Here is a 5,641-nt window from a genome sequence, read left to right as displayed (position 1 = left end):
GAACTCCCCACCCCCACCGACGACCAGTCCCGCATCGGCGCCCAACTCCTAGCCCTGGTCCGCGAGGCCCGCTTGCTCAACGTCGACGCCGAACAAGCCCTCCGCACCACCCTCACCCAATTGTCAGCGGAGATCCGCTCAGCCGAAGCCTGACCCGGACCGCCCCACTCACCAACCTCCGCCATCATCCGCGTCCCACGCTCAGCGCTGTCCCGTGAGAGCCCCGATCCGCCACTTGGTGAGTGTGGGCGGTCCGCTTCAGCGGAAGACCCGAGCAATCGGCTCGCGGCTCCCGCTCCAACCCTCTGGCCACTCGGCGCGAGCGCGAGCCAGTTCGTCCTCCGTCACCGGCCCGTGGACCTTGGCCAGCTCGGCAAGTAGCTCGCCGAGACGATCTGCATCGTCGCTCATGCCGGGAGGCTATCGACGGACAGACCATCCCGCATCCGCTTTGTGCACGCACCAACCGTCCCCGCGACCGCCGCGTGGTTGATCCGTGCTCAAGGTGGTCGGCACATCTCACCTTGAGCACGGTTCGTTCATTGGCGGGGGCCGCGAGTGGTTGAGGGGTGCTCAAGGTCGGCGGCGCGGGGGACTCGCGCTCACCGTCCTACCGGAAGGTCGGCCGTGAGTGACATGCCCGGCGTGACAGGGTGGGGTCATGTCAGCACGACGGGGCTTTCTTGCTGTGGCCGCGGCCTTGGCTCTGGTGGTTACGGCCGGGTGCACCTTCCGTGTCGGGGAGCCGGACGAGGTCGACCCGGTGTTCGGGGAGGGGAACAGCGTTCGGTGGGATCTGACCCGGCCGATCGAGGCGAAGACCCTGGGACTTCCGGACAACCAGATGGTGATCTCCACCGTGCCCGATGACGCCACCGTGAGCCTGACGCTGCCCACCGGCATCTGGTCCGGGCGCATCGAGGAAATGACGGTGACCACCCGGCACGGGTACGTGGACTCCGTCGACCTGTTCTGGACCGAAGCCAACGGGCAGGCTTCCGCCGACCGGATGGTCGCGGACGCGAAGCTACTCGGCGTCGACGCCGCTCTGGTCGCCAGGTGGGCCGAGACCGCGAAGTGGGTCGAGACCGCCGACACCAACGAAACGCGCCACAAGGACAACTACAACGGCAGGAACGGTCGGGTGTCCACCGCGATGAAGCCCAGCATGGATGAGGGCAAGGGCGAGGGGACGCCGGTGCGGCTCTGGTACCTCTTCTACGTCCGCGACGTGGTCGAGAAGACGGAGCCGAGCTAGCTCCGACGGTGTGTTGCTGACACGGCAGGTGCCGCCGGATGCGATCGTTTGGGGTGACGCGGTCCACCCTGTCGGCTGGTCTGACCGTTAGGCTCGGCGATGATCCGTCATCTGAAGACTTGGGAGTCAATGTGGCCACCATCGAGGCCGTCGGCGCGCGCGAGATTCTCGACTCGCGCGGCAACCCCACTGTCGAGGTCGAGGTTCTCCTCGACGACGACACCGTCGCCCGGGCCGCAGTGCCGTCGGGTGCCTCCACCGGACAGTTCGAGGCCGTCGAGCTCCGCGACGGCGACAAGGCCCGGTACGGCGGCAAGGGTGTCCTGAAGGCCGTCACGGCCATCCTCGAGGACATCGACAAGGAGATCGTCGGGTACGACGTCCACGAGCAGCGACTGATCGACTACGCGCTGCTGGATCTGGACGGCACCCCGAACAAGGCCAAGCTGGGCGCGAACGCCATCCTCGGTGTCAGCCTGGCGGTGGCGAAGGCGGCCGCGGAGAGCTCCGGCCTGCCCCTGTTCCGCTACGTCGGCGGCCCGAACGCGCACGTCCTGCCGGTCCCGATGATGAACATCCTGAACGGCGGCTCGCACGCGGACAGCAATGTCGACGTACAGGAGTTCATGATCGCCCCGATCGGAGCGTCGACGTACGGCGAGGCCCTGATGCAGGGTGCGAGCGTCTACCACGCGCTGAAGGCGGTCCTGAAGGAGCGCGGCCTGTCCACCGGGCTGGGCGACGAGGGCGGCTTCGCGCCGAACCTGGCCAGCAACCGCGAGGCGCTCGACCTGATCGCGGTCGCGGTCGAGAAGACCGGCCTGAAGCTCGGCACCGACATCGCCCTGGCGATGGATGTCGCGGCCAGCGAGTTCCACACCGACGGCGTCTACGCGTTCGAGGGCGGCAAGAAGTCGGGCGACGAGATGATCGCCTACTACGCCGACCTGGTCGCGTCGTACCCGATCGTCTCGATCGAGGACCCGCTGAACGAGGAGGACTGGGAGGGCTGGAAGAACCTCAGCGCCCAGCTCGGGGACAAGATCCAGATCGTCGGCGACGACCTGTTCGTCACCAACGTCGAGCGGCTGCAGCGCGGTATCAACGAGAAGTCCGCGAACAGCCTGCTGGTCAAGGTGAACCAGATCGGTTCGCTGACCGAGACCCTGGACGCGGTCGACCTGGCCCACCGCAGCGGCTTCACCTGCATGATGAGCCACCGTTCCGGCGAGACCGAGGACACCACGATCGCCGACCTCGCGGTCGCGACGAACTGCGGCCAGATCAAGTCCGGCGCCCCGGCCCGGTCCGACCGCACCGCCAAGTACAACCAGCTGCTCCGGATCGAGGAGGAGCTCGACGACGCGGCGACGTACGCCGGTCGTTCGGCTTTCCCGCGGTACCAGGGCTGATTTCAGGAGCGTGTAGGTATGTCGTCCCGACGGGAATCCGGTGCACGTCCAGGTTCGCGGCCGTCCAGCCGTACCCAGACGCGTCCACCGGCCCGGCGGGGCGACCAGCCCAAGCGCCGTACGACGGGGACTCCGGGGACTGAGCCGGTCCGGACCCGAGGGTCCCGTAACCTCACCGGCCGGGCGGCCGTCGTACTGCTCGTGCTCGGTGCGCTGGTCGTCTCGTACGCGCAGAGCCTGCGGGTGTGGTTCGACCAGCACCAGCAGATCACGTCGCTGCAGCAGGAGATCCACGACCGCGAGAAGCGGGTCAAGGAGCTGAACGACGAGATCTCCCGCTGGGACGACGACGCGTTTGTGAAGGCACAGGCGCGGCAGCGGCTCGGCTGGGTGATGCCGGGTGAGGTCGGCTACCGCGTGATCGGTGCCGACGGCAAGCCGGTGGGGGCGCCGCCGGAGCCGGGGACGCCGGTCGAACCGGGGGACGAGGCACCGAAGCCGGTTTGGTACACGAAGTTGTGGGGGAGTGTCGAGGGCGCCGGGAAACCGCCGGCCGCGCCGACGAAGCGGCCGGCCAAGCCGACGCCGAAACCGATCCTGACCCCCTCGCCCGAAAGGTGAACCGTTGAGCGTCAGCCCCGACGACATCGAGGCCGTCGGCAAGCAGCTCGGCCGGACCGCGCGTGGGATCCGATCCATCGCGCACCGCTGCAGCTGCGGCCTGCCGGACGTGGTCGAGACCGAGCCCAGGTTGCCGGACGGTACGCCGTTCCCGACGACCTATTACGTGACGTGCCCGCGGCTCGCTTCCGCGATCGGCACGCTCGAGGCCGAAGGCCTGATGAAGGACATGACGGATCGGCTCGGCGACGACACTGAGCTGGCCGCTGCCTACCGGGCTGCGCATGAGTCGTATCTCGCGCACCGGGAGTCGATCCAGCACGTCGACGAGATCGACGGGATCAGCGCGGGCGGCATGCCGACCCGGGTGAAGTGCCTGCACGTCCTGGCCGGCCACTCGCTGGCCGCTGGGCGTGGCGTGAACCCGCTCGGCGACGAGGCGCTGGACGCACTGCAGGACTGGGGACGCCGGGGGCCCTGTGTTTGACTGGGGCCTGTCTGATCGGGCCTCGTCTGACCTGGTGGCCGCAGTCGACTGCGGTACGAATTCGATCCGGTTGCTGATCGCCTCGGCAGGCCCGGACGGTCTCGTGCAGATCGACCGGCGGATGCAGATCGTGCGGCTGGGACAGGGCGTGGACGCGACCGGGCGGTTCGCTCCGGAGGCGCTCGAGCGGGTCTTCAAGGCCTCGGACGAGTACGCCGATCTGATCCGGGCAGCCGGGGTTTCGCGCACTCGCTTCGTGGCGACCTCGGCGGCGCGGGACGTGAGCAACAGTGACGAGTTCTTCGCGGGGATCGCCGAGCGGTTCGGGGTGCAGCCGGAGATCATCTCCGGTGCGGAAGAAGCTTCGTTGAGTTTCCGCGGAGCGACCGGCGGGCTGGCGGCCCTCGCCGTACCGGGGCCTTATCTGGTCGCGGACATCGGTGGTGGGTCGACCGAGCTGATCCTCGGGGACGCGTCCGGGGTGCTTGCGGCCGAGTCGCTGAATGTCGGGTCGGTGCGGATGACCGAGCGGCACATCAAGACCGACCCGTCGACGGCCGCCGAGCTCGCGGCCGCGGGCAAGGACATCGACGCGCTGCTGGACTCGACCTCCGTGCCGATCACCTCGGCCCGGGCGTTGATCGGGGTCGCGGGCACGGTCACCACGGTGGCCGCGGTGGTGGGGAAGCTGGTCGAGTACGACTCGGCCCGGATCCATCACGCCCGGATCTCGGGGCCGCAGTTGCGCGAGACGACGTACTGGCTGACGCGGTCGACCAAGGCCGAGCGCATCACGAACCCGGCGATCCACCCCGGCCGGGTGGACGTGATCGGAGTCGGGGCCTTGATCCTGCAACGCCTCTACGACCGCATGGCCGTCGGCGAGGTCATCGTCTCCGAACACGACATCCTCGACGGAGTCGCGCTCTCACTGCTGTGATGCCGGGGCTGGTCCCGGTCTAGGCTGAAGGTGTGAAGTTGCCGCATCCGTTGACCGGGGAGCTGTTCGAGAGTCCGGTCCCGCCTGGGACGGGATGGCCGGAAGATCCTGCAGAGGCTGGTACGGCGGTTGCCCGGTCGGCTGCCGAAGTGCGTGAGCTGGCGGTCGGTGGGCTGGCTTCGGGGGACCTGGCGGAGATCGAGGCGCGGGTTTCGGTGTGCCGGGCGTGTGAGCGGCTGGTGGAGTGGCGGGAAGAAGTTGCCCACAGCAAGCGTGCGTCGTTCGCGGACCAGCCGTACTGGGGACGACCGATCCCCGGCTGGGGAGCCGCTGCCCCACGCATCCTGATCGCCGGCCTGGCACCGGCCGCGAACGGTGGCAACCGGACCGGCCGCGTCTTCACCGGCGACCGGTCCGGCGACTGGTTGTTCGCCGCGCTGCACCGGGTGGGATTGGCCAATCAGCCAACGTCGATCCACGCCGGCGACGGTCTGAAGCTGCACGCCACCCGCATGATCGCGGCCGTCCGTTGCGCCCCACCCGCCAACAAACCGACCCCCGTCGAGCGCGACACCTGCGCTCCTTGGTTCCGCCGCGAACTCGAGCTGGTACTGCCGTCCACCCGCGTCATCATCTGCCTCGGCAAATTCGGCTACGACGCGCTGCTGAGTGGCCTCGCTTCTCTGGGCATCGCCGTACCGAAGCCGCGCCCGAAGTTCGGCCACGCCGTCGAACACCAGCTCGGCGGCGTGACCGTCATCGGCTGCTTCCACCCCAGCCAGCAGAACACCTTCACCGGCCGCCTCACCGAGCCCATGACCGACGCCATCCTCACCCGAGCCCGCCACCTCGCCCAGGTCTGACCCGCGCTCCCCACACCCCGCGCGCGCCGCCGAACGATCCAGGGGTTGCCTGTCGAGTTG

At 68.8% G+C, this 5,641-nt stretch carries 7 protein-coding genes; 6 read left to right on the top strand and 1 reads right to left on the bottom strand.

Features of this window, described 5'->3' with window-relative positions:
* Nucleotides 1–258: 258 nt before the first annotated feature.
* Entirely contained in the window at nucleotides 259–411 is a 153-nt protein-coding gene (locus E1261_RS45705) for a hypothetical protein (protein ID WP_165952847.1), read from the bottom strand.
* A 250-nt stretch (nucleotides 412–661) separates the two neighbouring features.
* Here E1261_RS45705 and E1261_RS42835 point away from each other — a divergent pair, with 250 nt between their 5' ends.
* The 6 genes from E1261_RS42835 (at nucleotide 662) to E1261_RS42805 (ending at nucleotide 5,581) form a co-directional block, all read left to right on the top strand.
* Nucleotides 662–1,258 (top strand): hypothetical protein, encoded by a 597-nt coding sequence (locus E1261_RS42835; RefSeq protein ID WP_132415765.1) that lies wholly within the window; start codon nucleotides 662–664, stop codon nucleotides 1,256–1,258.
* Between the two features lie 131 nt (nucleotides 1,259–1,389).
* On the top strand, nucleotides 1,390–2,670 hold the full coding sequence (gene eno / locus E1261_RS42825) for a phosphopyruvate hydratase (protein ID WP_132415763.1): 1,281 nt from the start codon (nucleotides 1,390–1,392) through the stop codon (nucleotides 2,668–2,670).
* An 18-nt stretch (nucleotides 2,671–2,688) separates the two neighbouring features.
* Entirely contained in the window at nucleotides 2,689–3,291 is a 603-nt protein-coding gene (locus E1261_RS42820) for an FtsB family cell division protein (protein ID WP_132415761.1), read from the top strand.
* A 4-nt stretch (nucleotides 3,292–3,295) separates the two neighbouring features.
* The gene (locus tag E1261_RS42815) at nucleotides 3,296–3,778 is read left to right on the top strand and encodes a DUF501 domain-containing protein (RefSeq protein ID WP_132415759.1); all 483 of its coding nucleotides are present in this window, start codon (nucleotides 3,296–3,298) and stop codon (nucleotides 3,776–3,778) included.
* Nucleotides 3,779–3,812: 34 nt separating this feature from the next.
* Entirely contained in the window at nucleotides 3,813–4,718 is a 906-nt protein-coding gene (locus tag E1261_RS42810) for a Ppx/GppA phosphatase family protein (RefSeq protein WP_238176801.1), read from the top strand.
* Between the two features lie 32 nt (nucleotides 4,719–4,750).
* Nucleotides 4,751–5,581, top strand: a complete 831-nt coding sequence (locus tag E1261_RS42805) for a uracil-DNA glycosylase (RefSeq protein WP_132415757.1) — start codon at nucleotides 4,751–4,753, stop codon at nucleotides 5,579–5,581.
* Nucleotides 5,582–5,641 lie beyond the last annotated feature (60 nt).

The organism is Kribbella albertanoniae (assembly GCF_004348455.1).
GTDB lineage: Bacteria > Actinomycetota > Actinomycetes > Propionibacteriales > Kribbellaceae > Kribbella > Kribbella albertanoniae.
Note: the sequence above shows the minus strand (reverse complement) of the source record. Positions and strands in the feature narration are given on the sequence as shown.